A 25,358-nucleotide genomic window follows, 5' to 3' on the forward strand; every position below is an offset into this window, starting at 1 on the left:
CCGACTCCCCGCTCTCGCTGTGCCCGGTGTATTCGGCGAACCTGATCAGGGGGCTTTCCCAGCCTCCGACGTGGCCCGGGCCCGGGCCCGTTCGATCTCGTTGATATGGGTTTCCGTCCACTGGCGGAGCGCGGTGATCGGCTCTGCGAGGCTGCGGCCGAGCCCCGTCAGGTCGTATTCGACCCGGGGCGGAACGGTGGGGTACACGGTGCGGGTGATGAACCCGTCGGCTTCGAGGCCGCGCAGAGTCTGAGTGAGCATCTTCTGCGACACGCCCTCGATGCGCCGGCTCAATTCGGTGTACCGCAGGGTGCCTTCGAGGAGGGCGTCGACGACCAGAATGGTCCACTTGCCGGAGATGTGATCGAGGACCTGGCGGGTCGGGCACTTCGCGGAGTAGACATCGGCCGGCAGCCCGGACGATTCCACAGTGGTCTTCATGCGGGGAGAGTAACGCACAAAATAGTGCCCTCTTCCCGATGGAGAGTGGCTCTCCAATAGTGAGTGGCATGACGAGTCACACGATGTCTGTCGCAGAAGCGATCCGCACCCGCCGCACTGTCCGCCACTACCTGCCCGACCCGATCCCGGAGACCGCGCTCGACGCGCTCCTCGGTCTCGCCGTTGAGGCCCCCACCAGCTGGAACCTGCAGGACCGGTCGATCGTTGCGGTCTCCGGAGCCGAGGGCCGTGCGGGACTGGCATGGGCCACGGGGGGCCAGCCCCAGCCCCAAGAGGCTCCGGTCGTACTGGTCTTCGTCGCCGAGCCCCAGTCCTGGCGTGGTGACCACAGCGACGTCTACGAGCAGGCGCGGCGCAGCGGAGCGTGGAACGACGAGTTCATCGCGATGTTCTCCGCCGCGTCACGGGAGTTCCAGGAGGATCTCGACCGGCGGGGTCTGCTCCGGGAGTACGCGGTCAAGGACGCCATGATCGCGGCATCCTTCGTGATGCTTGCCGCTACGGAGATGGGCCTGGCGACTTCGCCCATGAACGGCTGGGACGAGGCGAAGGTGAAGAAGGTGATCGGGATCGACGGCCGTGACGACCTGGCCATCGCCCTGCTGGTGTCGGTCGGCTATCCGGCAGAGGACCGGCGCCATCCAGGTCGGCGTGCCAGGGGGCGCACCGTCTTCCGCGAATCGTACGGAGCCGGCGGGGCGGGGAACGCGGCACACCGGGAGTAGGTGCCCTGCAGCAGTACACCGGGCGACATCCCCGGGCTCCCGCTCACGGCGTTCTCAGTGGGGGATGCGGCGGGGCGGGCGGGTGACGAGGTCCTCGCGGAATTCCGCGATCCGGGAATGCACCTGGCGTATCAGATGGGTGTCCTCGATGCGGTCCAGATAGAGGCAGCGCGCGGCCAGGCCCGGCAGGTCGAAGGCGAAGCACAGCGACATCAGCGGGTTCACGAAGAGCTCGCTGCCCTGGGTGCGGGTGGTGAACTGCACGTCGCCGAAGGAGCCCCGGACGGCCGCGGCGATCGAGCCGTTGACGATGCTGGGGCGGTCGGGCGTGTGGTCCTGGGCATGGGCCACGGCGTCCAGGAAGAGCGCGCCCTCGCGGGTGGCGCGCGGCACGGAGAACGCGCCGAGGTACGCTCCCGCGCGCTCCAGCGCCGCGATGTTCTCCAGCACCAGGGCGTGGCTGACCCCGTGGTAGGCGTCCACGCCGAAGCCGACCGACACGACGAGCCGCTCCGGTACGTCGTCCAGCGCGGCCAGCGCCGCCACGCTGGTCAGGTCCTCCTCGGGGGTGCCGAGGCCCGCTTCGTCGCCCCGCATCAGGATGTCCGTGCCGCCGTCGACCAGGACGATCGCGTCGATGCGGTGGAGGTCCACCAGCTCGCGGTAGGCGGCGCGCAGCGGCTGCACGCCGATCTGCGGGAAGGCGTACACGCGTGCCGGGTAGCCGTGCAGCCGGAGCCACTGGGCCAGCGTCCGCTCGGGGAAGTAGGCCTGGTGCGGCGCGGAGTCGGGGGTGATGACGGCGAGGTCGGGGGCGGCCCATTCCTCGGCGGGCAGTCCGGCGAGGGAGCTGAAGGAGAGGTTCGCCAGGTGGACCTCCTTGCCCTGGTGGAGGAGGGAAAGGGCGATCGGCAGGCCGGCGTAGATGTCGAAACCGCCGCCCGCGCCGGCGACCAGGATGCGTTCGGCGCCGGCGAGGCGGGCGAAAAGCGGGTTGGTGTGCAGGGCCGTCATGGCGATCATTGTGCGGGGTGTGGGGAACCGGTGCCCCGGGATTTTCACGGCGGCGCGATGCCGGCGGCACGGGGGAACGGGGAAGCGGGGAGCCATGTGGAGCGGTGACGAGCTGGACCTGGACGCGTATCTGGCGCGGATCGGATATCAGGAGGATGCGGGGGAGAGCCGGGAACTCCGGCCGGACCTCGCCACGTTGTACGCAGTGCACCGGGCCCACACTGCGGCCATCCCCTTCGAGAGCCTGGACGTCCTGCTCGGCCGCCCCGTCGCGCTGGACGTCAAGTCGATCGAGGACAAGCTCGTGCACGCCCGCCGAGGCGGCTACTGCTACGAGCAGAACTCCCTGCTGGCCGCTGCCCTGGAGCGGATCGGCTTCGAGGTCTCCGGGCGCGGTGCCCGCAACCGCACCCGTGGGGACTCCCTGCTGGCCGTGACGCACGCCGTCCTCGTCGTCACGGTCGAGGGCGAACAGTGGCTGTGCGACGTGGGGTTCGGTCACCAGGGCCCTCGCGAGCCGGTGCCGCTGGCGCGCCCCGGCGTGGCGGTGGAGCAGGGGGAGTGGACGTACCGCGTCCGCGAGGAGGAGGACGGCATCCTCGTGCTGTGCCTCCTGCGCGGTGGGACCTGGCGGGACCTGTACGCCTTCTCCCCGCAGCGCTACCACCCCGTCGACTACGTCCTGCTGAACCACTACAGCTCTACCCACGCCCACTCCTCCTTTGTGGGGCGGCTCGTCGTCCACTACCCGGGCGATTCCGTCCGCCGGGCGCTCGTCGGGCGGGAGCTCACCTTGCTGCATCCCGACGGTCGGGCCGAGCGGAGGGCCGTCGGCGCGGACGAGCTGCTCGCCGTGCTCGACCGGGAGTTCGGGCTTCGCCTGACCGAGCGGGATGCGGCGGAACTGGTGCGGATCCACCGCGCCGGGGACTGACCCGGGCCGCGCCTGGCCCGTACGATGGCGCAGTGCTGGTCAAGTGGATTCGCTGCACGGTGACGGACCGACGCGGGTTCGAGCGCGGGCAGCGAAAATGGGCGGGGCTGCCGGGCGAGCCGGGATTCCGGGGGCAGGGCGGCGGCTGGAGCCGGGGCCGGCAGGGGGTCGCGCATGTCTTCGCGTTCTGGGAGAGCCGGTCCTTCTACGACTCCTTCATGGCCCGCTCGCACGACCGGCTGGCCGCCGCGCAGAACGGCACCTACACCGATCTGCGGGTCACCCTCTTCGACCACCGCTTCGACGTGAAGACCGGCTTCGAGCCGCGCTTCACCGACGCCGACGTGGTGCGGGTCGCGCACACCCGCGTCCGGGAGGGCCGGGTCGACCACTTCGCCCTGATGCAGGAGAAGGTGTGGAATCCGGCGATGGCGGGCTCGCCCGGAATGATCCGCGGCCTCTTCGGGGAGGCCCCTGGCCGGGAGTTCCTGGTGCTGTCGATGTGGCACGCGGCCGCCGAGCACGGCAAGTACCGGCAGGAGCGGGTCGAGCGGCTCTCCCTGCGCGCCCAGATCCAGGCCGATGTCGAGGCCCTCACCGGTGATGTGGTCGACCTCGAACCGTCCTGGACGGTATGACCGTACGACTACCGTCAGGCCGTTCGGCGTGCCCGGTGCACCGGTCGGCCGGTGGCCGAATAGGGTCGTGGGATGGCTCGACCACGGCGCATCGTCCTTGTCCGGCACGGGGAATCGGAGGGGAACGCCGACGACTCGGTGTACGAACGCGAGCCCGACCACGCCCTGCGGCTCACCGGGAACGGGCGCGAGCAGGCTGCGGCCGCCGGGGTACGGCTGCGTGAGCTCTTCGGCGAGGAGACCATCAGCGCGTACGTCTCCCCCTACCGCCGGACCCTGCAGACCTTCCGCGAGCTCCGGCTGGACCCGGCGAGGGTCCGGATGCGCGAGGAGCCGAGGCTGCGCGAGCAGGACTGGGGGAACTGGCAGGACCGTAACGACGTACGGCTGCAGAAGGCGTACCGGGACGCGTACGGGCACTTCTTCTACCGGTTCGCGCAGGGCGAGTCCGGGGCCGACGTGTACGACCGGGTCGGTTCCTTCCTGGAAAGCCTCTACCGCAGCTTCGAGGCCCCGGACCACCCCGAGAACGTCCTGCTGGTGACGCACGGGCTGACGATGCGGCTGTTCTGCATGCGCTGGTTCCACTGGTCGGTGGCCGAATTCGAGGCCCTGTCCAATCCCGGCAACGGCGAATTCCGGGTGCTCCTGCGGGGCCCGGACGGCCGGTACCGGATGGACCGCCCGTTTGAGCGGTGGACCACACCCGAGCCTTATGACCTGGACGGCTAGAGTGACCCGCGATGACGCCTGACTCCACTCCCGAACGGCGCTACGCGCGCGCCATGTCCAGCCTTCGCGGGCTGGCTCTGGGTGACGCCCTGGGTTCCCAGTACTTCGTCCCCGTGAACTACCCGCTGCTCAAGCGGCGCGAGCTACCCGCCGGCACCGAGACGTGGCAGTGGACCGACGACACCGAAATGGCCTGCTCGGTGGTGGCCGTGCTGGCCGAGCACGGACGGATCGACCAGGACGCGCTCGCGCGTTCCTTCGCCCACCACCACGACTTCGACCGGGGCTACGGGCCCGCGGTCAACCGGATGCTGCGGCTGGTGCGTGAGGGCGAGGACTGGCGCACCCTGGCCGCGGAACTGTTCAACGGGCAGGGCTCGTGGGGCAACGGCGCCGCCATGCGGATCGCGCCGCTGGGCGCCTGGTACGCCGACGACCCGGAGCAGGCCACCCACCAGGCGGAGATTTCCGCCTACACCACCCACCAGCACCGCGAGGCCGTGTGCGGGGCGATGGCCGTCGCCGCGGCGGCCGCGCTGGCCGCCGCTCCGGACGGTCCGCCGAAGGCCTCCGACCTGCTGGACGGAGTGATCGCGCTGGTGCCGCGCAGCGCCGTGGGCGCCGGGCTGCGGCGGGCGCGGGACATGCTGGACTACGGCGACGCGACCACGGTCGCGGCGGTTCTGGGCTGTGGACGGCGCACGAGCGCCCATGACACCGTGCCGTTCGCCCTGTGGTCCGCGGCCCGTGCATTGGACGACTACGAGCGGGCGTTCTGGACCACCGCGCAGGTGGGCGGCGACGTCGACACGACCTGCGCGATCGTCGGCGGTGTGCTGGGGTCCCGCGGGGACGCGGTGCTGCCGTCCGCGTGGCTGGCGCGTACCGAGGCCCTGCCGGCCTGGCTGCCGGAGTCGGCGGCGCGCTGAAGGATCGCCGCCCCGGACGCCCGGGGAGCGGGGTGAAATGAGTCCTTCCGATTGTCACGGTCCTGCCACAGGGCTCTTTTGATCCTGTTCAAAACCACCTGCCACCGGCCTACTCTGTCCGCTGCGCCGCCCTCAAGGAACGATCGGGCGGCCGACAGGGGAGGGAACCCGATGGCAGAGAACACCGGCAGGGCGGAAGACGCCCGGTCCAAGGACCCGAAGGACTCGAAGGCCCTCGACGACACAGTCAACGCAGGGGCCCCGGCCGGCGATTCGTCCGCGAGCACGGCTCAGGCAGCACCTGCCGCTCCGGCAGCTCAGGCCGCTCCGGCGGCCCCCGCTGCTCCGGCCGGCGGCACACCCGCCGGCCCGGCCGGTCCACCGGCGGCGGCGCCCGCCGCCGCCGCATGGCAGGCATGGCAGGCCCACCAGCACCAGCTCCAGCAGCGCCAATGGCCCGGCGCACACGCGCCGTCCGCGGCGCCCTCGTGGGTCACGCTCGTGCGCCCCGCCGAGGCGGCCCCCATCGCGACCGCCACCCTCCTCGCCGCCCTCGCCGCCGGCCTCGCCGCCGCACTGCTCCTCGGCGACGGCATGGGCCCCGGCCTGCTGCTCGCGGTGCTGCCCGCCGTCGTCGCCGCGTACGTCGCCGCCCGTACGGCCCGGCGTACGGCCCGGCCCTGGACCGTGGTCTGGGCGATAGGCTGCCTCGCCCTCCTCGCCGTACCCGCCCTGCGCGACTCCGCCTGGCCGTCCACGCTCGCGATCCTGTCCGCCGTCCTGCTGGGCGCGCTGGCCCTGCACGGCAGTCGTACCTGGCCCGGCGTCCTGCTCAGCCCGCTCGGCTTCTTCGACTCCGCCGTGTCCGGGCTCGCCTGGGCCCTGGTCGGACTGCGGTCGCGCGGCGGGGTCAGCAAGGACCGCTGGCTGCCCATCGCCAAGGCGACCGCCGTCGCCGTGGCCCTCCTGGTGGTCTTCGGCGCGCTGTTCGCCTCTGCCGATGCCGCCTTCGCCGGCCTCCTGGGCGGCCTGATGCCCGACCTGTCGACCGAGAACGGGCCCATCCGGTTCCTGCTCTTCCTCCTCGGCACGCTCATCGCGCTCGCCGCCGCCCGCACCGCCGCAGCCCCGCTGCGCTGGGACCGGATCAAGGTGGCCCCGGGCAAGCCGCGCTCCCGGGTCGAATGGGCGCTTCCACTCGTCGTTCTCAACCTGCTCTTCGCCGGCTTCAACGCCGTCCAGCTCGCCGTGCTGTTCGGCGGCTACGACAAGGTCCTGGAGAGCACCGGTCTCAACCACGCCGAGTACGCCCGCCAGGGCTTCTGGCAGCTGCTGTGGGCCACCCTGTTCACCCTCGTCGTGATCGCGCTCGCCCTGCGCTGGGCCCCGCGCTCCGGAGCGGGCGACCGTCGCTTCGTCCGTATCGTCCTCGGCGTGCTGTGCACGCTGACCCTGGTCGTCGTCGCCGCCGCGCTGCGCCGGATGGACCTCTACGTGGACGCGTACGGGCTGACCCGGCTGCGCGTGTCGGTGGCCGCGATGGAGCTGTGGCTCGGGCTGGTCATCGTATTGATCATGGCGGCCGGGGTGTTCGGTGCACGCTGGCTGCCGCGCGCGGTCGCGGGCAGTGCGGCCGCCGCCGTCCTGGCCTTCGGCCTGCTGTCCCCGGACGGGATGGTCGCCGGGAGCAACGTCGCCCGCTTTGAGACCACTCAGAAGATCGACCTGGCCTACTTCCAGTCCCTGTCGTCCGACGCCGCACCCGCCCTGGACCGGCTGCCCGAGCCCCAGAGGTCCTGCGCCCTGCGCGGGATCAACGACGAGATGTCCAGGGCCGGAGACGTCCCCTGGTACGCCATGAGCCTGGGCGAGTACCGGGCCCGGCAGATCCTGCGCGAGCGCCCGCTGACGGCTTCGTACGAGGTCTGCTCGCGCCTGGGTACCTTCGGAAGCCGCCTGGAGTACTAGGGCACGCGGCGCCGGGAGAGTTCGCAGGAGAGCCCGGGTGCGGGGAACGGTCCCCGCACCCGGGCTCCCGTACGGCAGGAGTTCAGGCGGCAGGGCCGGCCTGTGCGGCCGCGCCGGCCAGGGCGTCCAGGTCGCTCTTGCGCACCCGGATCACCAGCAGGGCGGTGGCCAGGGCCACGCCCGCCATCGCCACGGCGGCGAAGAACGCGGTGGAGATGCCCTGGGCGAGGACCAGGTCCCCCCAGGGGTCGGGCAGCAGCCGGGTCTCCTTGAAGGCGGCCAGCTGGTCGGGATTCGCCTGCGCCATGAAGGCCGGGACCTGCTTCGCGGCCTCGTCGCGGCTGGCCGTGCCGAAGACGGTGACCAGGATGGACAGGCCCAGCGAGCCGCCCACCTGCTGGCTGGCGTTGAGCAGCCCGGAGGCCGCGCCGGCCTCCTTCGGCGCCACCCCGGAGACGGCGGTGAGGGTGAGGGTCACGAAGTTGAGGCCCATGCCGAACCCGAAGAGCAGCATCGGTCCGAGCACTCCGGAGAGGTACGAGCTGTCGGTCCGCAGGAAGGTCAGCCAGGCCAGCCCGGTTCCGGTGAGCGCGGACCCGATGACCATGAAGGGCTTGGGACCGAAGCGCGGCAGGAACCGCTGCGAGAGACCGGCGGCGGTGACGATGGCGACGGTCACGGGCAGGAAGCCGAGCCCGGACTGGATCGGGGAGAAGCCCAGCACGTTCTGCACGAACTGGACGATGAAGAAGAACATGCCGAACATCGCCGCCGCGAGGCCGAGCATGATCACGTACGTGCCGGTGCGGTTGCGGTCGGCGAACATGCGCAGCGGGATGATCGGCTCCCGGGCCCGGGACTCGATGACGACGAAGAGCGCGAGCAGGACGAGGGCCGCGGCGAAGGATCCGATGGTGAGCGAGTCGCGCCAGCCGTCCTCCGAGGCGCGGATGAACCCGTAGACGAGCGAGGCCATGCCGCCGGTGGAGGTGAGGGCTCCGGCGATGTCGAAGCGGCCGGGGTGGCGCTCGGACTCGGTGATGTAGAGCGGGGTGAGCACCGCGATCAGCACGCCGATCGGGACGTTGACGAAGAGCACCCAGCGCCAGTCGAGCCACTCGGTCAGCATGCCGCCGGCCAGCAGGCCGATCGCGCCGCCGCCCGCGGAGACGGCCGCGAACACCCCGAACGCCCGGTTTCGTTCCGGACCTTCGGGAAAAGTCGTGGTGATCAGGGCGAGAGAGGTCGGGGAGGCGATCGCGCCGCCCACCCCTTGCAGGGCGCGGGCCGCGAGTAGTTGCCAAGGCTCCTGGGCGAATCCGCCGAGGAGGGAGGCCAGGGTGAAGAGCAGGATTCCGGACAGGAACACGCGGCGCCGGCCCAGGATGTCACCGGCCCGGCCACCGAGCAGCAGCAGGCCGCCGAAGGTGAGGGTGTAGGCGCTGAGCACCCAGGAGAGGTCGGTGGTGCTGAAGCTGAGCGCGTCCTGGATGTGCGGGAGTGCGATGTTCACGATCGTCGCGTCGAGGACGACCATGAGCTGGCACGCGGCGATGACCGCGAGCGCCACTCCGGGACGCCCCTCGCGGCGGGCCGCCCCTGGTATCCGGGGCGTGGCGAGTTGAGAGCTTGTCACTGAGGATCCCCCCCCAAAGTGAAATAGTGAACGTATCCGTTCACTACTGGGCTACGGTAGGAGCCGGTCCTTAGGGAACGCAAGCGTTCTCTAAGGCTGAAAATGTGTACGCCGGGCACGGGGGCCGGCCGGGAGGTGGGGAGATGGCGGGTTCGCGCTGGTCGGTGGCGTCGTCGGGGCGCAGGCGGGGTCCCGAACTCGAACGGGCGATTCTGGACGCTGCGTTGGAGCAGCTGAGCACGGTCGGCTGGAACGCGCTCACCATGGAGGGCGTCGCGGCCGGCGCGCACACCGGCAAGGCCTCCCTCTATCGGCGCTGGCCGTCCAAGGTCGACCTCGTGGCCGATGCGCTGCGGACCGGCCTGTCGCAGATAGGAGAGATTCCCGACGGCGGGTCGATCCGTGAGGACCTCCATCTGTTGTGCGTGCGCACGCGGGACGTCATGCACTCCCGTGCCGGACAGGCGCTGCGGTCGGTGCTTCACGAATGCGATCACAAGCATGTCGATCGGTTCCGCGGGGTCATCTGGTCGGGTCTGCACGAGCCGGCCCAGCGGCTGATCAGGGAGCTTGTGCTGCGGGGAATCGCTCGGGGTGACGTGCGACCGGATGCGACTGGTCCGTTTGTCGTGGATGTCATTCCGGCCATGCTGATGTACCGCGCCAAGGTGTGCGGTAGCGAATGGGGGGACGCGGAGATCGCGGAGCTGATCGACGAGGTGATGGTGCCGCTGCTCAGGGCGTGAGGCGCGGAGGGCGCGGCGCGGGGCGTGCGGAGCACGATCCGTGCCGGATCGGGCGGGGGTCTGACCCGGGCGGGGGTGTGCAGTCGGCTCGGGGCGGCGTAACCTTGCTGGCGCCATGCCGTACGAAGCACCCACCCACACCGTCGAACGCTCCCTCCGTGCAACCACCGGCGCCAAGGTCATCGCCGGGGTCGACGAAGTCGGACGAGGGGCCTGGGCCGGTCCCGTCACCGTGTGCGCGGCGATCACCGGCCTGCGCCGGCCGCCCGCCGGGCTCACCGACTCCAAACTGCTCACCGCCAAGCGACGCGATGCCCTGCTCGAGGTCCTGGAGGGCTGGGTCACCGCGTACGCCCTCGGGCACGCCTCGCCCGAGGAGATCGACGAGCTCGGCATGACCGCCGCCCTGAGACTGGCGGCGGAGCGCGCCCTGGTGGCCCTGCCGGTGCGGCCCGACGCGGTGATCCTCGACGGCAAGCACGACTACCTCGGCGAACCCTGGCGGGTCCGAACGGTGATCAAGGGCGACCAGTCCTGCATCGCCGTCGCCGCGGCCTCGGTCATCGCGAAGGTCACGCGCGACCGGATGATGGCCGAACTGGGCGAACAGGGCGGCGGAATCGAGGACTTCGCCTTCGCCGCCAACGCCGGATACCCCTCGCCCGTGCACCGGGCGGCGCTGGAGGAACTGGGGCCCACCCCCTACCACCGGCTCTCGTGGTCGTACCTCGACGGGCTGCCCCGGTGGCGCCACCTGAAGAAGGTGCGCCGCAGCGAGGAATCGATGGAGCTGGAAAACGGAGGCCAACTCGGCTTCGATTTCTGATCGCACCCATGTGCCACCGGCCGGTACGTTTCGTACCGGTGTTTGATAGACATCAACTCATGCCTCTCACCCCCGCCATCGAGGAGCCTCAGATTCACGAGAGTGCCCAGGGTCCCCGCGTCACGCCGGCCGCGAGCCGCACCGCGCAGACCCCCCGCCCTGTACCTGGTCCGCGTCCCGCCGCCGTACCGCGGCCCGGACGCCCCGGTCCCTCCCCCGTAGCGGCAAGCCGCACGGGTGGTGCCCCCCGGCCCGCAGCGCCCGCGCAGCGTGCGCCGCAGGCCGCCTCCGGACCCGTTCCCGCAGCGCCCGCCGCTGCTCCCACCGCACCGTCCGTCTCCGCGGCGGTGCCGCAGATCCAGCTGATCCCGGCTTCTGCCGAGGGTGCGCTGGACGCGGCCGAAGAGGCCGTCGACCTGCTGCTCGACACCGGGCGCGCGCCCGGCGACATCCTGGTGCTCACCACCGGCGACCCGCACCCGTGGGCCGCGCACGAGCTGTCCTTCGGCGAGGACGCGTACTGGGCCCTGCACGACGCCGGGGACGACGTCTTCTACGCGGACGCGGCGCAGGTCCAGCGCGCCGCGGGCCGTCCGGTCGTGGTCTTCGCGGTCAACGGCGGAGCGGTCGAGAGCGTTGCCGGCGCCCTGCCGGTCGCGCTCACCCGGGCCGGTGCGCTGCTGGTCGTGTGCGGTGATGCGCAGCAGATCAACTCCGTGCTGGGTGCGGGCGTCTGACGCCCTGTACCCCGGCACGGGCGAGGGGCGGGGCGGGCTTCGAGCCGGCCCCGCTGAAGCCCGGGCCGAAGCCCGAGCCGCATCCGATGTGAGGCCCGAGCCGAAGTTCGGGCGGCAGTCCGAGGCCTGATCCGCCGTACGCCCGGTTCCGGGTGTACGGCCGTGAGGCCTGCCCGCGGACGTCCGGTCCGTGTAAGCCGGTAGACCGGTACGTCGTTTGCCCTTCGCCGTCACGCGTCCTGCGTACGTCCGCCCGGGGCACCCCTGCGGCTGGACCGGCCGTACGAGGGTCAGCGCGCGGCGGTCCGGCGCAGGGCCTCGGCCGCGCCACCGCCGGTGTGCAGGGCGAGCGGAGCGAACTCGGCCACGGTGTCGCCGAGGCGCTGGGGCCGCGAGTCCGAACCGGGCTGACGGCCGCCACGGCCCTCACCCAGCACCTGCCAGCCGCCGCGGGTCAGCGTGATGTAGGCGCCGCAGCGCAGCCCGTGCAGGGTGCAGGCGTCCCGCAGCCCCCACATCCACGCCCCGTCCTCCTCGGTCCACTGCTCGTCGCCCTCGCGGCAGTAGAGCAGGACCGCCGTGCGCACCGGGGTCCGTCGCCGCAGATCGTGCGGGAGGACCCGGCGCAGCCGGGACAGCAGGGCGTTGCGGTACTCCCAGCCGTCCGCCGAGGCCGACCGCTGTACGAAGGAGGCGCTCGCCACGAGCCGCTCCTCCGGGCCCAGGACGGCGATCACCGCGGTCGACGGCACCGGGCTGTGGCGTGAGTGCAGGCCGCTGACGACCTCGCGGGGATTGCGGAGGAGGGGAATGCCCGCCGCCGTCCATTCGGCCGGTTCCAGCAGCCTGCCGTGCCGGCTGGCGGCGCCGGTGGCCGATGTCAGGGACGAGGTCGAAGGCGGCGCGAATCCGAAGGTCACGGTCCTCCCTTCGGGTACACGCCCGCGGACGGGCACGGCTGGAGTCAGGGCGCGCCGCGGCGCGGCCCAGGAGAGTGCCGAGGAGCCGAGCGGGAGCACTCCAATTCTCGCGTGGCTCCTGAGCATGCGGCAACGAGCAATTGACGCCGCCGACCGGAATTCGCCGGTATGCCGTTCATATCCTTGCCCCGCCACGCCGAGGATGACGCATTCGGCTACCCCTGGAGCGCCAGCACCAGCGGGAACACCTCTTTCGCGCCTGCCCGCCGAAGCAGCCGGGCGGCCACCGCGAGGGTCCACCCGCTCTCCGAGCGGTCGTCCACGAGGAGCACCGGACCCGCCGCCTGCGCCAGCGCGTCGGCCAGCTCCGGGGGCACGGTCAGGGCCTGGTGGAGCACCCGCACCCGCTGGGCGCTGTTCGAGGCGGCCGCTCCGAACTCCGGTGCCTGATCGGTGTAGGCGACCGTGCCGAGCAGGGGCATCCGGCCGACCTCCGCGATCCGAGCGGCCAGCGAACCGACCAGCCGAGGACGGCTGCGCGAGGGCAGGGCGACCACACCCACCGGCCGGGCCGGTGCGTCCGGCGCCCCCGAGGCCCAGCCGCCGGGGCCCCGGGCCCAGTCGGCGAGCACGGCGACCACGGCCTGGGCGACGTCGTCCGGAATCGGCTGGTCCGGAGCCTGCGGGGCGAGCATGGGGCGCAGCCGGTTGCCCCAGCCGATGTCGGACAGCCGGCCCAGCGCCCGGCCCGTCGAGGCCTGCTCCCGGGCGGGGATGCGGCCCTTGAGGTCGACGCCGACCGCCGCGAGCCCGGTCGGCCACATCTTGCGCGGATCCAGCTCCACGCCCGGGCGGCCGAGCTCGCCGCGGGCGGTGTCCAGTGCGGTGGTGGAGACCTCGGCGGTGAACCGGGCCCCGGCGCAGTTGTCGCAGCGGCCGCAGGGTGCGGCCTCCTCGTCGTCGAGCTGGCGGCGCAGGAACTCCATCCGGCACTCGGTGGCAGCCGCGTAGTCGCGCATGGCCTGCTGCTCGGCGGCCCGCTGCCGGGCCACCCAGGCGTAGCGCTCGGCGTCGTAGGCCCACGGCTCGCCCGTCGAAGTCCAGCCGCCCTTGACGCGGTGCACGGCGCCGTCGACGTCGAGGACCTTGAGCATGGTCTCCAGCCGGGTGCGCCGCAGGTCCACCAGCGGTTCCAGGGCGGGCAGCGACAGTGGCCGGCCGGCCTGGGCCAGGACGTCGAGCGTGCGGCGCACCTGCTCCTCCGGGGGGAAGGCCACGGAAGCGAAGTACTGCCAGATCGCCTCGTCCTCGCGGCCGGGCAGCAGCAGCACCTCCGCGTGCTCCACGCCACGGCCGGCGCGGCCGACCTGCTGGTAGTAGGCGATGGGGGAGGAGGGCGAGCCGAGGTGCACCACGAAGCCCAGGTCCGGCTTGTCGAAGCCCATCCCGAGGGCGGAGGTGGCCACCAGCGCCTTGACCCGGTTCGCCTGGAGGTCGTCCTCGGCCTGCTGGCGGTCGGCGTTCTCCGTCTTGCCGGTGTACGAGGCCACCGTGTGCCCGCGGTGGCGCAGGTACGTGGTGACCTCCTCGGCCGCGGCCACGGTCAGCGTGTAGATGATCCCGGAGCCGGGCAGATCGCCGAGGCGGTCGGCGAGCCAGGCCAGCCGGTGAGCCGCGTCGGGCAGGGTCAGTACGGCCAGGCTCAGGCTCTCGCGGTCCAGAGGGCCGCGCAGCACCAGGGCGTCGGTGCCGGCGCCGGTGCCCAGCTGTTCGGCGACGTCGGCGGTCACGCGGGCGTTGGCCGTGGCGGTCGTGGCGAGCACGGGGACGTTGGGCGGCAGGTCGGCCAGCATGGTGCGCAGCCGGCGGTAGTCGGGGCGGAAGTCGTGTCCCCAGTCGGAGATGCAGTGTGCCTCGTCCACCACGAGCAGACCCGTCGCGGCGGAGAGCTTGGGGAGGACCTGGTCGCGGAAGTCGGGGTTGTTCAGCCGCTCCGGGCTTACGAGCAGGACGTCGACCTCGCCGGCGGCGACCTCGGCCTGGATGCCCTCCCATTCCTCGGGGTTGGCGGAATTGATGGTGCGGGCGCGGATCCCGGCCCTTGCCGCGGCTTCGACCTGATTGCGCATCAGCGCGAGGAGCGGGGAGACGATCACGGTGGGGCCGGCGCCGCTCGCCCGCAGCAGCGAGGTGGCCACGAAGTACACCGCGGACTTGCCCCAGCCCGTGCGCTGGACCACCAGCGCCCGCCGCTTGTGCGCGACGAGGGCCTCGATCGCACGCCACTGGTCCTCGCGCAGCCGGGCGGTGCCCGTGGGGTCGCCCACGAGACGGGCTAGTACGGAGTCGGCCGAGGACCTCAGGTCTGCGTTCATGCCCCCATGCAACCCGATGCCTGTGACATCGCGCCAATGCCGCTCTGAGCCTGTGGACATTGAAGCGTCAACAGTTATCCACAGGGCTTTCCGGATCGGATCATGCGCGGGACCTTCGTGCCATGACGAACAACAACGAATCACGCAGCCCGTCCGACCGGCCCTCCATCAGCCCGGCCGGAGCCGCCACCGGCCCCCAGATCACCCTGCGCAGCCCGGCCGAACTGGCCGACGCGCTGCCCTACATGCTCGGCTTCCACCCGAGCGACTCCCTCGTCCTGGTCGCCGTGCACGGCGAGGGCGGGCGCTTCGGCGGCCGGCTCCGGGTCGGCATCCCCACCGCGCCCGCGGAATGGGAGGACACCGCCCGGCAGGTCGCCGACTGCCTGATCCGGGGGAGCGAACGCCGTGGCGGCAAGCCCGACGGCATCGTCGTGTACCTCTGTCAGGAGCCGCGGGAGGAGGAGAGCGGCCAGCGGGTGATGACCCGGCTGCGGCCGCTCGCCCAGCGGATCCGGCTGGCCTGCGGGGCGCTGGACGTGCCGGTTCTGGAGGCACTGTGCCTCTCCGAGGGTCGATTCTGGTCCTACGTCTGCCCCGACGAGCGGTGCTGTCCGGCGGAGGGCACCCGGCTGGCCGCGGTCGGCACCTCGGTGATGGCCGCGACGGCCACCTTCGCCGGGCTCCAGGTCCGGGGCTCCCTCAAGGAGATCGAGGGCAGGCTCGCACCGCTGCGCGGAGCCGTGGCCGCCGAGGCCGAACGGGCCCTGGACCGGGCGGCCGCGGCCTTGATGCCGAGGATCCTCGACGGGGCCACCCGGGAGGAGGTCGGGGCCGAGACCATCTCGCTCGCGCAGGCCCTGATGCGGCGCATGACCCTGGCCCCGCCGGTCGAGGGCGGCTCACATGCCGACGACTGGGACGACGCCCTGCTGGGTCACGACGAGGCCGCCTCGTTGATCCTGGGTCTCCAAGACCGCGAGATCCGGGACATCGCGGCGGAGTGGATGGAAGACGAGGAGGCTGCCCCGGCCCTGCGGCTGTGGCGGGCCCTCGCCCGGCGCTGCGTCGGGGCCTACGGCGAACACGCCGCGGCCCCCCTCACCCTCGCAGGCTGGGTCTCCTGGTCCACCGGGGACGAGCCGACCGCCCGGATCGCCTTCGGCCTGGCCCTGCGGGCGGACGCCGAATACCGCTTCGCCCAGCTGCTCCACCACGCGTGCAACGAGGGGATCGACCCCGAGGGTCTGCGGGAGTGCCTGCGGGAGGAGCGCCGCCGCCGCGAGCCCCGGCGGAGCCGCTCCTCGGCGGGCACCCGTCCTCCCGGGCGGCGGGGGCGGACGGCGCCCCGCCGCGGGTCCCGCCGCACCGCGGGGAGCGAGCAGTGAAGGCGCGCCAGCCTTGGAGCCGTGGTCCGGTACGGCTGCTCCGGAGCGCCCTGGGCCGGACCCTGAAGCGCAGACTCCGGCCCCGGCATCCGCGGCCGGGGCCCGTGACCGGCACACGGTCGGGGCTCGTGACCCGGACGGGAGCGGCGCTCGTTACCCGGGCGGGGCAGGAGACCGTGACCCGGGCGGGGGTGGGGGCGTTCAGGTGTGGGGTGGTGGGGGCCCGGCCACGCCGCCGCCCAGCTGAACCGACCGGAGCGCAGACAAGGCGACACATGTCTCACCCCGCACCTCCCCGCCCATCCGGCGTGCCCGCCGCCCGCAGGTCCGAACTGCCGCCCGTGCACGGCGCCGTGATCTGCGTCGCCGCGCCCTGTCTGGTCATCTCGCCGGAGCACGGCCAGCTGACCGGGCGGGGGATCGACGGGATCTACCGGGCAGGCCGCAGGCTGCTCTCCCGTTGCGTGCTGCGCGTCGGCGGCCGGGACCCGGTCGCCGTCCAAGGACGCAGCCTCGGCTCCGACAGGGCCGCCTTCACCGCGACCGTGCGCACCGGTGCCGAGCCGGGCCCCGACCCGGACATCGGTGTGGAACGGGTCAGGCACGCCGACGGCACCGAGCGGATCACCCTGCGCAGCTTCTCGGCCCGGCCGCTGCGCCTGCCCGTGGAGGTCCTGCTCGGGACCGACCTGGCGGAGCTGGCCGCCGTGGCCGCCGGCCGGGCCGGACCGGAGCTGCCCGCCGGGGTGCACGCCGCCGGGCTGCGCTGGAGCACCGGCGAGGCGCAGACGGTCACCGCCGCGGAGCCGCCGCCGGACGACGCGCTGGCCTCGGCGGGGCTGCTGCGCTGGCAGCTCGATCTCGGCCCCGGCGAATCCCGCACCATCGAACTGCGGACCACCCAGGACCGGGTCGTGAGGGCCTCCGCCGGGCAGGTGGCGAACCCACTGGCCGACGCCCGGGCCGAAGGGGACGATCCGAGGGTCGAGGCGTGGTTCCGCAGCAGCGTCGAGGACCTGGGCGCGCTGCTCCTGAGGGATCCCGAAGCGCCGGGCGACGCCTTCGTGGCCGCAGGGGCGCCCTGGAGGCTGGGTCTGGCCCCGGCCGAGTCGTTGTGGGCCGCGCGGATGGCGCTGCCCCTCGGGACCGGTCTCGCCGCGGCCACCCTGCGCATCCTGGCCCGGACCCAGACCGACGGGCACGGGCCCGACGCCGGGAAGATCCCGGGACCGCTGCGCGGAGCAGGTCCGCAACTGCCGCCGGGGTGCACCGGTACGGAGGCGACCCTGGCCTTCCCCGCGGTGCTCGCCGAAGCCCGGCTCTGGGGCATGCCGGAAGAGGAGGTGGCCCGGCTGCTCCCGGCCGCCGAGCGGTGCCTCGACTGGATGCGCGGCGCCCTGGGGGAGGACGGCCTCCTGGCCGATCCCGACCCGGGTCCGCGGCGCTGCGAGACCCAGGCCCACGCCCACCGGGCCGCCGAGCTCGGCGCGGACCTCCTCGCCGGATGCGGGCGGCCCGGCGCCGAGGAGTGGCGGGAGCGGGCCGCCGCACTGCGGGAGCGGTTCCGGGCCGGGTTCTGGATCGACGGTCCGGACGGCGGGCGGCCCGCTTCGGCCCTGCATCCCGACGGGCGGCCACTTCCCCGGCTGACGGGTGCCGCCGCCCACCTGCTCGACACCGGACTGATCAGTGGCGGCCGCACGGCCCCCGGGCTCCTGGACCGCGCACGGTCGGAGCAGCTGGCCCGGCTGCTCGGAGCCCCCGCCATGGATTCCGGATGGGGGCTGCGGAGCATGGCCACCAGGGAGCCGGGGCACAACCCGTTCGGCCACCGCTCGGGCGCGGTCCGGGCGTACGAGAGTGCCGTGGCGGTGGCGGGCCTGGCCCAGGCGGGCTTCGAAAAGGAGGCCGCGGGCCTGCTGAGGGGGCTGCTGGACGCGGCCGAGGCCTTCGGGTACCGGCTGCCGGAGATGTTCGCGGCCGAGCAGCGCACCGCCGGCAGCGCCCCCGTCCCGCACCCGGCGGCCTGCCGCCCGGCCGCCGTGGCCGCGGCGGCCGGTGTCCACGTACTGACCGCCCTCGCCGGGATCCGCCCCGACGCCCCCTCGGGCACGGTCGCCCTCGCCCCGCTCCCCGGAGCCCCCCTCGGCGCGCTCCGGCTCGCGGGCCTGCGGGTGTCGGGGGAGCCCTTCGCCGTCCGGATCAGCCGGCTCGGCCTCGGCATGGTGGAGGAGGCCGCCGATGCGCTCCAACTGGGTGGCTAGTGCCGTGGCCGGTCGTGCCGGTCTGTCTGCCGGGCCGACGGCCTCCCGGCTCCGGAACCGTGTCTTCAAGGTCACCAAAGAGCTGTTTATCGTCAGGCAGACGACTATGATCGCGGCATGTCGCCCTACGACCCGTCGGCCTTTCCGCCCTTCGCCGTCACCGTCGACCTGGTCGTGCTCACCGTGCGGCGCCACGCGCTCTGCGCGCTGGTCGTCCGACGGGGTGAGCAGCCGTTCCAGGGGCGCTGGGCGCTGCCCGGCGGATTCGTCCGCGGAGACGAGGACCTGGCCGGTGCCGCCGCGCGGGAGCTCTCCGAGGAGACCGGCCTGTGCGCCCACGATCCCGCCCTGCCCGGCGCGGGCAACGGGGCACACCTCGAACAGCTGGCCACTTACGGCGATCCGAAGCGGGATCCGCGGATGCGTGTCGTCAGCGTGGCGCACCTGGTGCTGGCTCCGGACCTGCCGGCGCCGCGGGCCGGAGGCGACGCCAACAGCGCGCGCTGGGCCCCCGTGGACGAGCTGCTGGCCGCCCCCGACGAAGCCGCGACCGCGCTCGCCTTCGACCACGCCCGGATTCTCGCCGACGGCGTGGAGCGGGCCCGCTCGAAGATCGAGTACTCCTCGCTGGCCACCGCCTTCTGCCCGCCCGAGTTCACCGTCGGCGAGCTGCGCCGGGTCTACGAGGCCGTCTGGGGCGTGGCCCTCGACCCGCGCAACTTCCACCGCAAGGTCACCGGGACCCCCGGATTCCTGGTGCCGGCCGGAGGGACGACGACCCGTCAGGGCGGGCGCCCGGCCCAGCTGTTCCGCGCGGGAGGGGCCACCCTGCTCAACCCGCCGATGCTGCGTCCGGAAGTCTGACGCCGCGTCGCATGGGCCGGCCGGGGTGTGGCCGACGGCGCGGGGACCGGGCCCGGCGGGCACGCCGACTCTGACGGCAATATCGGCATCCCAGCGGACCGGTTACGCAGAAAATCGGACATATCGCGCTATCTTGCTTGGGGTACTCACCCTGCCGCAGAGCGGTCTCACCCCCCGCGAGGGAAGCGATGCTCCAGGCCATCGGACTCACCAGCAAACACCGAACCGACGCCCCGCCCCTCGTGGACGACCTCACCTTCGAGGCCCGCCCGGGGCACGTGACCGCCCTGCTCGGCGAGCCGGGATCGGGCAAGACGACCGCTCTGCGGCTCATGCTCGAACTCGAACCGGGCCGCGGCGTCACCTACTTCCGCGGCCGCCCGCTGCACCGGCTCCCGTATCCCGGCCGTGAGGTCGGCGTGGTGCTCGGGGACGTCCCCGGCAACCCCTCGCGGACCGTCCGCAACCAGCTGCGGATGCTCTGCGCCGCCGCCGGGGTGCCGGCGTCCCGGGCCGACACCATGCTGGAGGTCGTCGGCATCGCCGGCCTTCGGGACGAGCGGCTCGGTTCGCTCTCGCTCGGCATGGAGCGTCGGGTCGCACTGGCCTCGGCGCTGCTCGCCGATCCGTGCACCCTGCTCCTGGACGAGCCCGGCGCGGGACTCTCCCCCCGCGAGCGCGGCTGGCTGCACGGGCTGCTGCGCGGGCACGCCTCCCTCGGCGGGGCCGTGCTCTTCACCACCGACGACGCGAAGGAAGCCGCGCGCAGCGCCGACCGGGTCGTCAGCATCGAGGCGGGCCGGCTCGTCGCAGACCAGGACGCAGCCGATTTCGCCCGCACCCGGCTGCGGCCGCGGGTGGCCGTGCGCACCCCGCACGCCGCCCGGCTGGCCGACGTGCTGGGCCGGGAGGCCCGGGCGGCCCAGCGCTCGGTGGAGATCGTCGAGGAGAGCGGCAGCCGCCTGTCGGTGTACGGCAGCAACTGCGCCGAAGTCGGCGAGGCGGCGTTCCGGAACGGCGTGCTGGTCCATCAGCTCGCCGACGAGACGGGTGACGCCGGTTCGCCGACGGCGCCGGTCCCGCACGCCCGGGCCTCCGGCGCGGCGAGCCCGCCGGAGCCCGCAGAGGCCCGTGCCGAGGACTCCGGTCGCCGCCCCCGGCGGGACCGGGACCGCTCCCGGCGGCCGGCCTCGGCCGTGCGCCGCGTGGGCGGACCGCTGAGGCCGCTGCGCTACGAGTTGCTGCGGGTCTTCGGCACCGCCACGCCCGTCCTCACCGCCGCCCTCGTCGTCGTCGTCTCCGTCGTCACCGCTCTGGTCCTGGCCCGGGCCGGCCAGACCCCGCAGAACCGGCTGCTCGCCGCCTGGCCCGAGCTGCTGCCGCTGCCGCCCGCCGCTCTGGGGGCGGGCCTGCTCGGCGCGCTGGCCTTCGGCGAGGAGTACCGCTACCCCGCGCTCGCCGCCGACCGCGGCACCGTGCCCCGCAGGATGGGGCTGCTCACCGCCAAGCTCGGCGTCTGTGCCGTCCTCGCCCTGCTGCTGGGCGCCCTCGCCGTGGCGGCCGACGCCGCCGCCCTCGCGCTCGTCTTCGACAGCGGCCCGCTGCGCACCCCGGTGGAGTGGCTGTCCCCGGCGGTGAATTGGGCCGGGCTGCTGATCGGCTGCGCCTGGGCCGGCGTACTGGCCTCGGGCGTCTTCCGGTCGGCCACCGCCGGGCTGGCCGCGGTGCTCGCCGTACCGGTGATGGTGGTGCCGCTGGTGCGCAAGGCCCTGGAGGGCCCGTCCGCATACCCGGTGACCGGGCTCGGGCCCCGGCTGCGGGGCCTGACCTGGGTGCAGTGGCCGCCGGAGGCGGACCGCCTGCTCGTGGGGGCCCTGCGGGTGATGGCCCAACCCGTCGGGACCGCGCTGGTGTTGTCGCTGATGGTCCTGTTGTGCGCCTATGGGTTCACCGGACTGCGCAGCCGGGTCCGTTGGTGATCGTTCCGGTACCGGAGAAGGCACGGACGGGACCGTTGCCGTCCGTGTCGCGTCAAGCAGACAACAACTCCCCGCAAAAGGCCCGGTTCTTTACGATAAGTCGTCAATTGCGTAGGTGGCACCGATCACCCTTTCGTGTGCTTTTCACCAAAGACCTCAAGGCTCATGGAGGCACGGCCGACAAAGGATTCGTGAGTACCCTTGCGCACACCATGATGACCGCCGCCCGCCACGCCGACTCCGGCCTCGCCGGCCCGGGCGAGCTCGACCGCTACCCCTACGCGGAGACCCCCGGGTCCGACCGCGTCGGAGCGCCCCACTGGGACGGCGCCGACGTCGAGTTGAGCCGGGTCGGCCGCCGCGCGGCAGGCAGCCGCGGCCGCGGGCTCCACGGCCAACTCGTCCAGCAGCTCGGCCAGATGATCGTTTCCGGCGACCTCGGAGCGGACCGCCCCCTGGTCCCCGAGGAGATCGGCCAGCGCTTCGAGGTCTCCCGTACCGTCGTCCGCGAATCGCTGCGGGTCCTGGAGGCCAAGGGCCTCGTCAGCGCCCGCCCCAACGTCGGCACCCGGGTCCGCCCCGTCGCCGACTGGAACCTGCTCGACCCCGACATCATCGAATGGCGCGCCTTCGGACCCCAGCGCGACGACCAGCGCCGCGAGCTGGGCGAGCTCCGCTGGACCATCGAACCGCTCGCCGCCCGCCTCGCCGCCGGCCACGGCCGCCCGGACATCCAGCAGCGCCTCGCCGACATGGTCGAGATCATGGGCCACGCCCTCGGGCAGGGTGACTCGATCACCTTCGCGCGCGCGGACAACGAGTTCCACGCGCTCCTCATCCAGGTCGCCGGCAACCGCATGCTGGAGCACCTCTCCGGCATCGTCTCCGCCGCCCTCCAGGTCTCCGGCAGCCCGATCACCGCATGCGACCGGCCGAGCGAGACCTGCGTGGCCCACCACGCTCGGATGGTCGAGGCCCTCGCCGCGGGTGACGCGACCGCCGCCGAGAACGCCATGCGTCAGCTCCTGACGGTTCATCCGGAGGTAGAGCGCGTGGTTCCCGCCCCGCGCGAGCACTGAGGGCGGACGCGCGGGGGCGCGGGGGTTTGCAGGACGTGTCGCCGGGCCCGGTCGGGTCCGGCGACACCGGCGTGGAGCCCTCTGCCACGGGCGTCCGGCCACGTCCGGACCGCCGGTACGACCGCCGGACCGGCGTCGGTGCGTACGGGGTGTGACTCGGGCCACGAAGATTGGGCGTAACACTCTGCGAGGTCAAGCGATGACCTAAGAGGTGATGGCCGACGGAGGGAAGACAGCAGCCCTTGGGGGTGCTGTGCAGCTCCCCGGCCCCTGCCCGCGCCGCCGGCCCAACCCCGGTCGGTGGTCGTCGGCTCCGGTCCAGCACCACCAGGCCCGGCGTCGGAAGCCGTTCCCATCGTTCCGAGAGGTTGTTCGTGTCGGCCAGCACATCCCGTACGCTCCCGCCGGAGATCGCCGATTCCGAGTCTGTGATGGCGCTCATCGAGCGGGGCAAGGCCGAGGGGCAGATCGCCGGCGATGACGTGCGTCGGGCCTTCGAGGCTGACCAGATTCCTGCGACCCAGTGGAAGAATGTTCTGCGCAGCCTCAACCAGATCCTCGAGGAAGAGGGTGTGACGCTGATGGTCAGTGCCGCGGAGTCGCCCAAGCGCACCACCCGCAAGAGCGTCGCAGCGAAGAGCCCGGCCAAGAGGACGGCCACCGAGCCCGTCAGGAAGACGGCGGCCAGGACGACGGCAGCGCAGCCCGCAGCCACCGCGCCCGCCGCGGCACCGGCAGCCGAAACGGCGGACCCGGAGACCGCGGACGCCCTCGCGGAGGAGCCCGGAACCGAGCCGGCCGCCAAGAAGACCGCGGCGAAGAAGACCGCCGCCAAGAAGGCCGCGCCCGCCAAGAAGACCGCCGCCAAGAAGACGGCGGCGAAGAAGACCGCCGCCAAGAAGGACGCCGACGAGGCCGGCGAGGACGACTCCTCCGACGAGGGCCCCGACGCCGCCAAGGCCGAGGCCGACGAAGAGGAGGAGGGCGGCGAGAACAAGGGCTTCGTCATCTCCGACGACGAGGACGACGCCCCCGCCCAGCAGGTCGTGGTCGCCGGCGCCACCGCCGACCCGGTCAAGGACTACCTCAAGCAGATCGGCAAGGTCCCCCTCCTCAACGCCGAGCAGGAGGTGGAGCTCGCCAAGCGCATCGAGGCCGGGCTGTTCGCCGAGGACAAGCTGGCGAACTCCGACAAGCTGGCGCCCAAGCTCAAGCGCGAGCTGGAGATCATCGCCGAGGACGGCCGCCGCGCCAAGAACCACCTGCTGGAGGCCAACCTCCGCCTCGTGGTCTCCCTCGCGAAGCGCTACACCGGCCGCGGCATGCTCTTCCTGGACCTGATCCAGGAGGGCAACCTGGGTCTCATCCGCGCAGTCGAGAAGTTCGACTACACCAAGGGCTACAAGTTCTCGACCTACGCCACGTGGTGGATCCGGCAGGCGATCACGCGCGCCATGGCCGACCAGGCCCGCACCATCCGCATCCCGGTGCACATGGTCGAGGTCATCAACAAGCTCGCCCGCGTGCAGCGCCAGATGCTCCAGGACCTGGGGCGCGAGCCCACCCCGGAGGAGCTGGCCAAGGAACTCGACATGACCCCCGAGAAGGTCATCGAGGTCCAGAAGTACGGCCGCGAGCCGATCTCCCTGCACACGCCGCTCGGCGAGGACGGCGACAGCGAGTTCGGCGACCTGATCGAGGACTCCGAGGCCGTGGTCCCGGCCGACGCCGTGAGCTTCACGCTCCTGCAGGAGCAGCTGCACTCGGTGCTCGACACCCTGAGCGAGCGCGAGGCCGGCGTGGTCTCGATGCGCTTCGGCCTCACGGACGGCCAGCCCAAGACCCTCGACGAGATCGGCAAGGTCTACGGGGTCACGCGCGAGCGGATCCGCCAGATCGAGTCGAAGACGATGTCGAAGCTGCGGCACCCGTCCCGCTCCCAGGTGCTCCGCGACTACCTGGACTGACCGGGCACGGGCACGGCCGGCGGACGGCAGCGACGGTGGCCGCGCGGGTGCGCTCGGCCACCGGGCATCCCACTCTGGGTGGAGTCATGCACACTCGGAGTCAGGAGGCCTCATGCGTCGTCCCTTTGCCCGTGCTCTGGCGGGCGCGCTGACCCTGGCGGCGGGAGCGGCCGCGGTGCCGCTCGCCCAGATGCCGCAGGCGGCCGCGGACAGCGTGGTGATCGGCGGCAAGCCGGTCAAGGTGGCCGACAGCCCCTGGGTCGTGGCCCTGGCCAGCCGTGACCGGTTCGGAGGTACGCGGGGCGGGCAGTTCTGCGGGGGAGTCGTCGTCGCCCCGACCCGGGTGGTGACCGCGGCGCACTGCCTGGGCAGCCAGGTGCTGGGCGGCCCGGTCGAATCCGTGCCCGACTTCCGGGTGATCATCGGGCGTACGGAGCTCCAGGCGAGCGACGGCCGGGAGATCCCGGTGCGCGGGGCCCGGGTGAACCCGGCCTACGACCCGCAGAGCAACGCGGGGGACCTCGCCGTCCTGGACCTGGCCGAGGCCGTGCCGGCCCACCAGGTCCTTCCCATGGCGCAGGCGGGGCATCCCGCCTACGAGGCGGGGACCGAGGCGGCCGTCTACGGCTGGGGCGACACGAGCGGTTTCGGTGACTACGCGTACGCGCTCCGGGCCGCGCAGGTGACGGTGCTGGAGGACGAGGTGTGCGGGCGCGCCTACCCGGGCGACGCCGACGGGCAGTACCGCGCCGAGTCCATGGTGTGCGCGGGGGACGGCGGGGGCGGCAAGGACGCCTGCCAGGGCGACAGCGGCGGACCGCTGGTGGCGCAGGGGCGGCTCATCGGGCTGGTCTCGTGGGGCCGCGGCTGCGGGCGCGCCGACAGCCCGGGGGTCTACACGCGCATCGCCCCGCTGGCCGGCTTCGTGACGGCCCCGGAGACGGGCGCGCAGCCCGCCGGGGTGCAGGACGGTGCGTGGGAGGCCCGGAGGCGCTCCGTGCCGGGTGCAGGGCCCGCGCAGGGGCATCGCACGCGCTAGGGACCGTACGGCCGCCCGCCCCCGAGCGCGGGCGGCCGTGGATGTGAGGACGGGCGGCACCCCTGGGTCTCAGGGGTGCCGCCCGTCGACCGGCATCGCCGGTCCTGGCTCGTCGGATGCGAGGTGTAGGCCTGTG

At 73.0% G+C, this 25,358-nt stretch carries 21 protein-coding genes; 16 read left to right on the top strand and 5 right to left on the bottom strand.

Going from position 1 to position 25,358, the window contains the following annotated elements:
- Positions 1–45 precede the first annotated feature (45 nt).
- A complete protein-coding gene (locus OG472_RS31765) occupies positions 46–441 on the bottom strand; it encodes a winged helix-turn-helix transcriptional regulator (RefSeq protein WP_401611237.1) in 396 nt (131 codons plus the stop codon).
- An 83-nt stretch (positions 442–524) separates the two neighbouring features.
- On the opposite strand from OG472_RS31765, the gene OG472_RS31770 reads away from it, so the two are divergent.
- On the top strand, positions 525–1,187 hold the full coding sequence (locus OG472_RS31770; RefSeq protein ID WP_401611239.1) for a nitroreductase family protein: 663 nt from the start codon (positions 525–527) through the stop codon (positions 1,185–1,187).
- A 54-nt stretch (positions 1,188–1,241) separates the two neighbouring features.
- On the opposite strand, the gene OG472_RS31775 is transcribed toward OG472_RS31770, so the two are convergent.
- Positions 1,242–2,201 (bottom strand): DUF1152 domain-containing protein, encoded by a 960-nt coding sequence (locus OG472_RS31775; RefSeq protein ID WP_405832275.1) that lies wholly within the window; start codon positions 2,199–2,201, stop codon positions 1,242–1,244.
- 94 nt (positions 2,202–2,295) lie between these two features.
- Here OG472_RS31775 and OG472_RS31780 point away from each other — a divergent pair, with 94 nt between their 5' ends.
- The 5 genes from OG472_RS31780 (at position 2,296) to OG472_RS31800 (ending at position 7,402) form a co-directional block, all read left to right on the top strand.
- The gene (locus tag OG472_RS31780) at positions 2,296–3,135 is read left to right on the top strand and encodes an arylamine N-acetyltransferase (protein ID WP_405832276.1); all 840 of its coding nucleotides are present in this window, start codon (positions 2,296–2,298) and stop codon (positions 3,133–3,135) included.
- 32 nt (positions 3,136–3,167) lie between these two features.
- Positions 3,168–3,773 carry a YdbC family protein gene (locus OG472_RS31785; protein WP_319728923.1) on the top strand — a complete coding sequence of 202 codons (606 nt, stop codon included), beginning with the start codon at positions 3,168–3,170 and terminating at the stop codon, positions 3,771–3,773.
- 72 nt (positions 3,774–3,845) lie between these two features.
- Complete coding sequence (locus tag OG472_RS31790; RefSeq protein WP_401611244.1) at positions 3,846–4,505, top strand: histidine phosphatase family protein; 660 nt, start codon at positions 3,846–3,848, stop codon at positions 4,503–4,505.
- 11 nt (positions 4,506–4,516) lie between these two features.
- Positions 4,517–5,434: an ADP-ribosylglycohydrolase family protein gene (locus OG472_RS31795; RefSeq protein WP_401611246.1), complete on the top strand. Its 918-nt coding sequence runs from the start codon at positions 4,517–4,519 to the stop codon at positions 5,432–5,434.
- Between the two features lie 171 nt (positions 5,435–5,605).
- A complete protein-coding gene (locus OG472_RS31800) occupies positions 5,606–7,402 on the top strand; it encodes a DUF4153 domain-containing protein (RefSeq protein WP_405832277.1) in 1,797 nt (598 codons plus the stop codon).
- An 82-nt stretch (positions 7,403–7,484) separates the two neighbouring features.
- On the opposite strand, the gene OG472_RS31805 is transcribed toward OG472_RS31800, so the two are convergent.
- Complete coding sequence (locus OG472_RS31805) at positions 7,485–9,038, bottom strand: MFS transporter (RefSeq protein ID WP_405832278.1); 1,554 nt, start codon at positions 9,036–9,038, stop codon at positions 7,485–7,487.
- A gap of 143 nt (positions 9,039–9,181) precedes the next feature.
- Here OG472_RS31805 and OG472_RS31810 point away from each other — a divergent pair, with 143 nt between their 5' ends.
- From OG472_RS31810 to OG472_RS31820, 3 genes are all read left to right on the top strand, one after another.
- Positions 9,182–9,784, top strand: coding sequence for a TetR/AcrR family transcriptional regulator (locus tag OG472_RS31810; protein WP_401611250.1), 603 nt, complete (start codon positions 9,182–9,184; stop codon positions 9,782–9,784).
- Positions 9,785–9,899: 115 nt separating this feature from the next.
- Positions 9,900–10,610: a ribonuclease HII gene (locus OG472_RS31815; RefSeq protein WP_401611252.1), complete on the top strand. Its 711-nt coding sequence runs from the start codon at positions 9,900–9,902 to the stop codon at positions 10,608–10,610.
- 59 nt (positions 10,611–10,669) lie between these two features.
- On the top strand, positions 10,670–11,347 hold the full coding sequence (locus OG472_RS31820; RefSeq protein WP_401611253.1) for a hypothetical protein: 678 nt from the start codon (positions 10,670–10,672) through the stop codon (positions 11,345–11,347).
- A gap of 290 nt (positions 11,348–11,637) precedes the next feature.
- Here the strand turns inward: OG472_RS31820 and OG472_RS31825 are convergent, their stop codons facing one another.
- On the bottom strand, positions 11,638–12,267 hold the full coding sequence (locus OG472_RS31825; protein WP_401611254.1) for a hypothetical protein: 630 nt from the start codon (positions 12,265–12,267) through the stop codon (positions 11,638–11,640).
- Between the two features lie 215 nt (positions 12,268–12,482).
- A complete protein-coding gene (locus OG472_RS31830) occupies positions 12,483–14,642 on the bottom strand; it encodes a RecQ family ATP-dependent DNA helicase (protein WP_401611255.1) in 2,160 nt (719 codons plus the stop codon).
- Positions 14,643–14,764: 122 nt separating this feature from the next.
- On the opposite strand from OG472_RS31830, the gene OG472_RS31835 reads away from it, so the two are divergent.
- The 7 genes from OG472_RS31835 to OG472_RS31865 all read left to right on the top strand — a co-directional run bounded on the left by OG472_RS31835 (position 14,765) and on the right by OG472_RS31865 (position 25,222).
- The gene (locus OG472_RS31835; protein ID WP_405832282.1) at positions 14,765–16,030 is read left to right on the top strand and encodes a DUF4192 domain-containing protein; all 1,266 of its coding nucleotides are present in this window, start codon (positions 14,765–14,767) and stop codon (positions 16,028–16,030) included.
- A 275-nt stretch (positions 16,031–16,305) separates the two neighbouring features.
- A complete protein-coding gene (locus tag OG472_RS31840; protein ID WP_405832283.1) occupies positions 16,306–18,294 on the top strand; it encodes a glycogen debranching N-terminal domain-containing protein in 1,989 nt (662 codons plus the stop codon).
- A 117-nt stretch (positions 18,295–18,411) separates the two neighbouring features.
- The gene (locus tag OG472_RS31845; RefSeq protein ID WP_327416817.1) at positions 18,412–19,158 is read left to right on the top strand and encodes an NUDIX domain-containing protein; all 747 of its coding nucleotides are present in this window, start codon (positions 18,412–18,414) and stop codon (positions 19,156–19,158) included.
- A gap of 188 nt (positions 19,159–19,346) precedes the next feature.
- Positions 19,347–21,137, top strand: a complete 1,791-nt coding sequence (locus OG472_RS31850; protein ID WP_401611362.1) for an ATP-binding cassette domain-containing protein — start codon at positions 19,347–19,349, stop codon at positions 21,135–21,137.
- 191 nt (positions 21,138–21,328) lie between these two features.
- Positions 21,329–22,216 carry a FadR/GntR family transcriptional regulator gene (locus OG472_RS31855; RefSeq protein WP_383568798.1) on the top strand — a complete coding sequence of 296 codons (888 nt, stop codon included), beginning with the start codon at positions 21,329–21,331 and terminating at the stop codon, positions 22,214–22,216.
- A gap of 374 nt (positions 22,217–22,590) precedes the next feature.
- The gene (locus OG472_RS31860; RefSeq protein ID WP_401611259.1) at positions 22,591–24,183 is read left to right on the top strand and encodes an RNA polymerase sigma factor; all 1,593 of its coding nucleotides are present in this window, start codon (positions 22,591–22,593) and stop codon (positions 24,181–24,183) included.
- A 112-nt stretch (positions 24,184–24,295) separates the two neighbouring features.
- Positions 24,296–25,222, top strand: coding sequence for a S1 family peptidase (locus OG472_RS31865; protein WP_405832286.1), 927 nt, complete (start codon positions 24,296–24,298; stop codon positions 25,220–25,222).
- Positions 25,223–25,358 lie beyond the last annotated feature (136 nt).

This window comes from Streptomyces sp. NBC_00207 (assembly GCF_045160965.1).
In the GTDB taxonomy this organism is placed as follows: domain Bacteria; phylum Actinomycetota; class Actinomycetes; order Streptomycetales; family Streptomycetaceae; genus Streptomyces.

What these genes read in the sequence shown, in the direction of transcription:
- OG472_RS31840 (WP_405832283.1), top strand. Translation starts at nt 16,306, where the DNA reads ATGTCTCACCCCGCACCTCCCCGCCCATCCGGCGTGCCCGCCGCCCGC.
- OG472_RS31835 (WP_405832282.1), top strand. Translation starts at nt 14,765, where the DNA reads ATGACGAACAACAACGAATCACGCAGCCCGTCCGACCGGCCCTCCATC.
- OG472_RS31765 (WP_401611237.1), bottom strand. Translation starts at nt 441, where the DNA reads ATGAAGACCACTGTGGAATCGTCCGGGCTGCCGGCCGATGTCTACTCC.
- OG472_RS31795 (WP_401611246.1), top strand. Translation starts at nt 4,517, where the DNA reads ATGACGCCTGACTCCACTCCCGAACGGCGCTACGCGCGCGCCATGTCC.
- OG472_RS31810 (WP_401611250.1), top strand. Translation starts at nt 9,182, where the DNA reads ATGGCGGGTTCGCGCTGGTCGGTGGCGTCGTCGGGGCGCAGGCGGGGT.
- OG472_RS31775 (WP_405832275.1), bottom strand. Translation starts at nt 2,201, where the DNA reads ATGACGGCCCTGCACACCAACCCGCTTTTCGCCCGCCTCGCCGGCGCC.
- OG472_RS31815 (WP_401611252.1), top strand. Translation starts at nt 9,900, where the DNA reads ATGCCGTACGAAGCACCCACCCACACCGTCGAACGCTCCCTCCGTGCA.
- OG472_RS31770 (WP_401611239.1), top strand. Translation starts at nt 525, where the DNA reads ATGTCTGTCGCAGAAGCGATCCGCACCCGCCGCACTGTCCGCCACTAC.
- OG472_RS31790 (WP_401611244.1), top strand. Translation starts at nt 3,846, where the DNA reads ATGGCTCGACCACGGCGCATCGTCCTTGTCCGGCACGGGGAATCGGAG.
- OG472_RS31830 (WP_401611255.1), bottom strand. Translation starts at nt 14,642, where the DNA reads ATGAACGCAGACCTGAGGTCCTCGGCCGACTCCGTACTAGCCCGTCTC.
- OG472_RS31780 (WP_405832276.1), top strand. Translation starts at nt 2,296, where the DNA reads ATGTGGAGCGGTGACGAGCTGGACCTGGACGCGTATCTGGCGCGGATC.
- OG472_RS31800 (WP_405832277.1), top strand. Translation starts at nt 5,606, where the DNA reads ATGGCAGAGAACACCGGCAGGGCGGAAGACGCCCGGTCCAAGGACCCG.
- OG472_RS31845 (WP_327416817.1), top strand. Translation starts at nt 18,412, where the DNA reads ATGTCGCCCTACGACCCGTCGGCCTTTCCGCCCTTCGCCGTCACCGTC.
- OG472_RS31820 (WP_401611253.1), top strand. Translation starts at nt 10,670, where the DNA reads ATGCCTCTCACCCCCGCCATCGAGGAGCCTCAGATTCACGAGAGTGCC.
- OG472_RS31850 (WP_401611362.1), top strand. Translation starts at nt 19,347, where the DNA reads ATGCTCCAGGCCATCGGACTCACCAGCAAACACCGAACCGACGCCCCG.
- OG472_RS31865 (WP_405832286.1), top strand. Translation starts at nt 24,296, where the DNA reads ATGCGTCGTCCCTTTGCCCGTGCTCTGGCGGGCGCGCTGACCCTGGCG.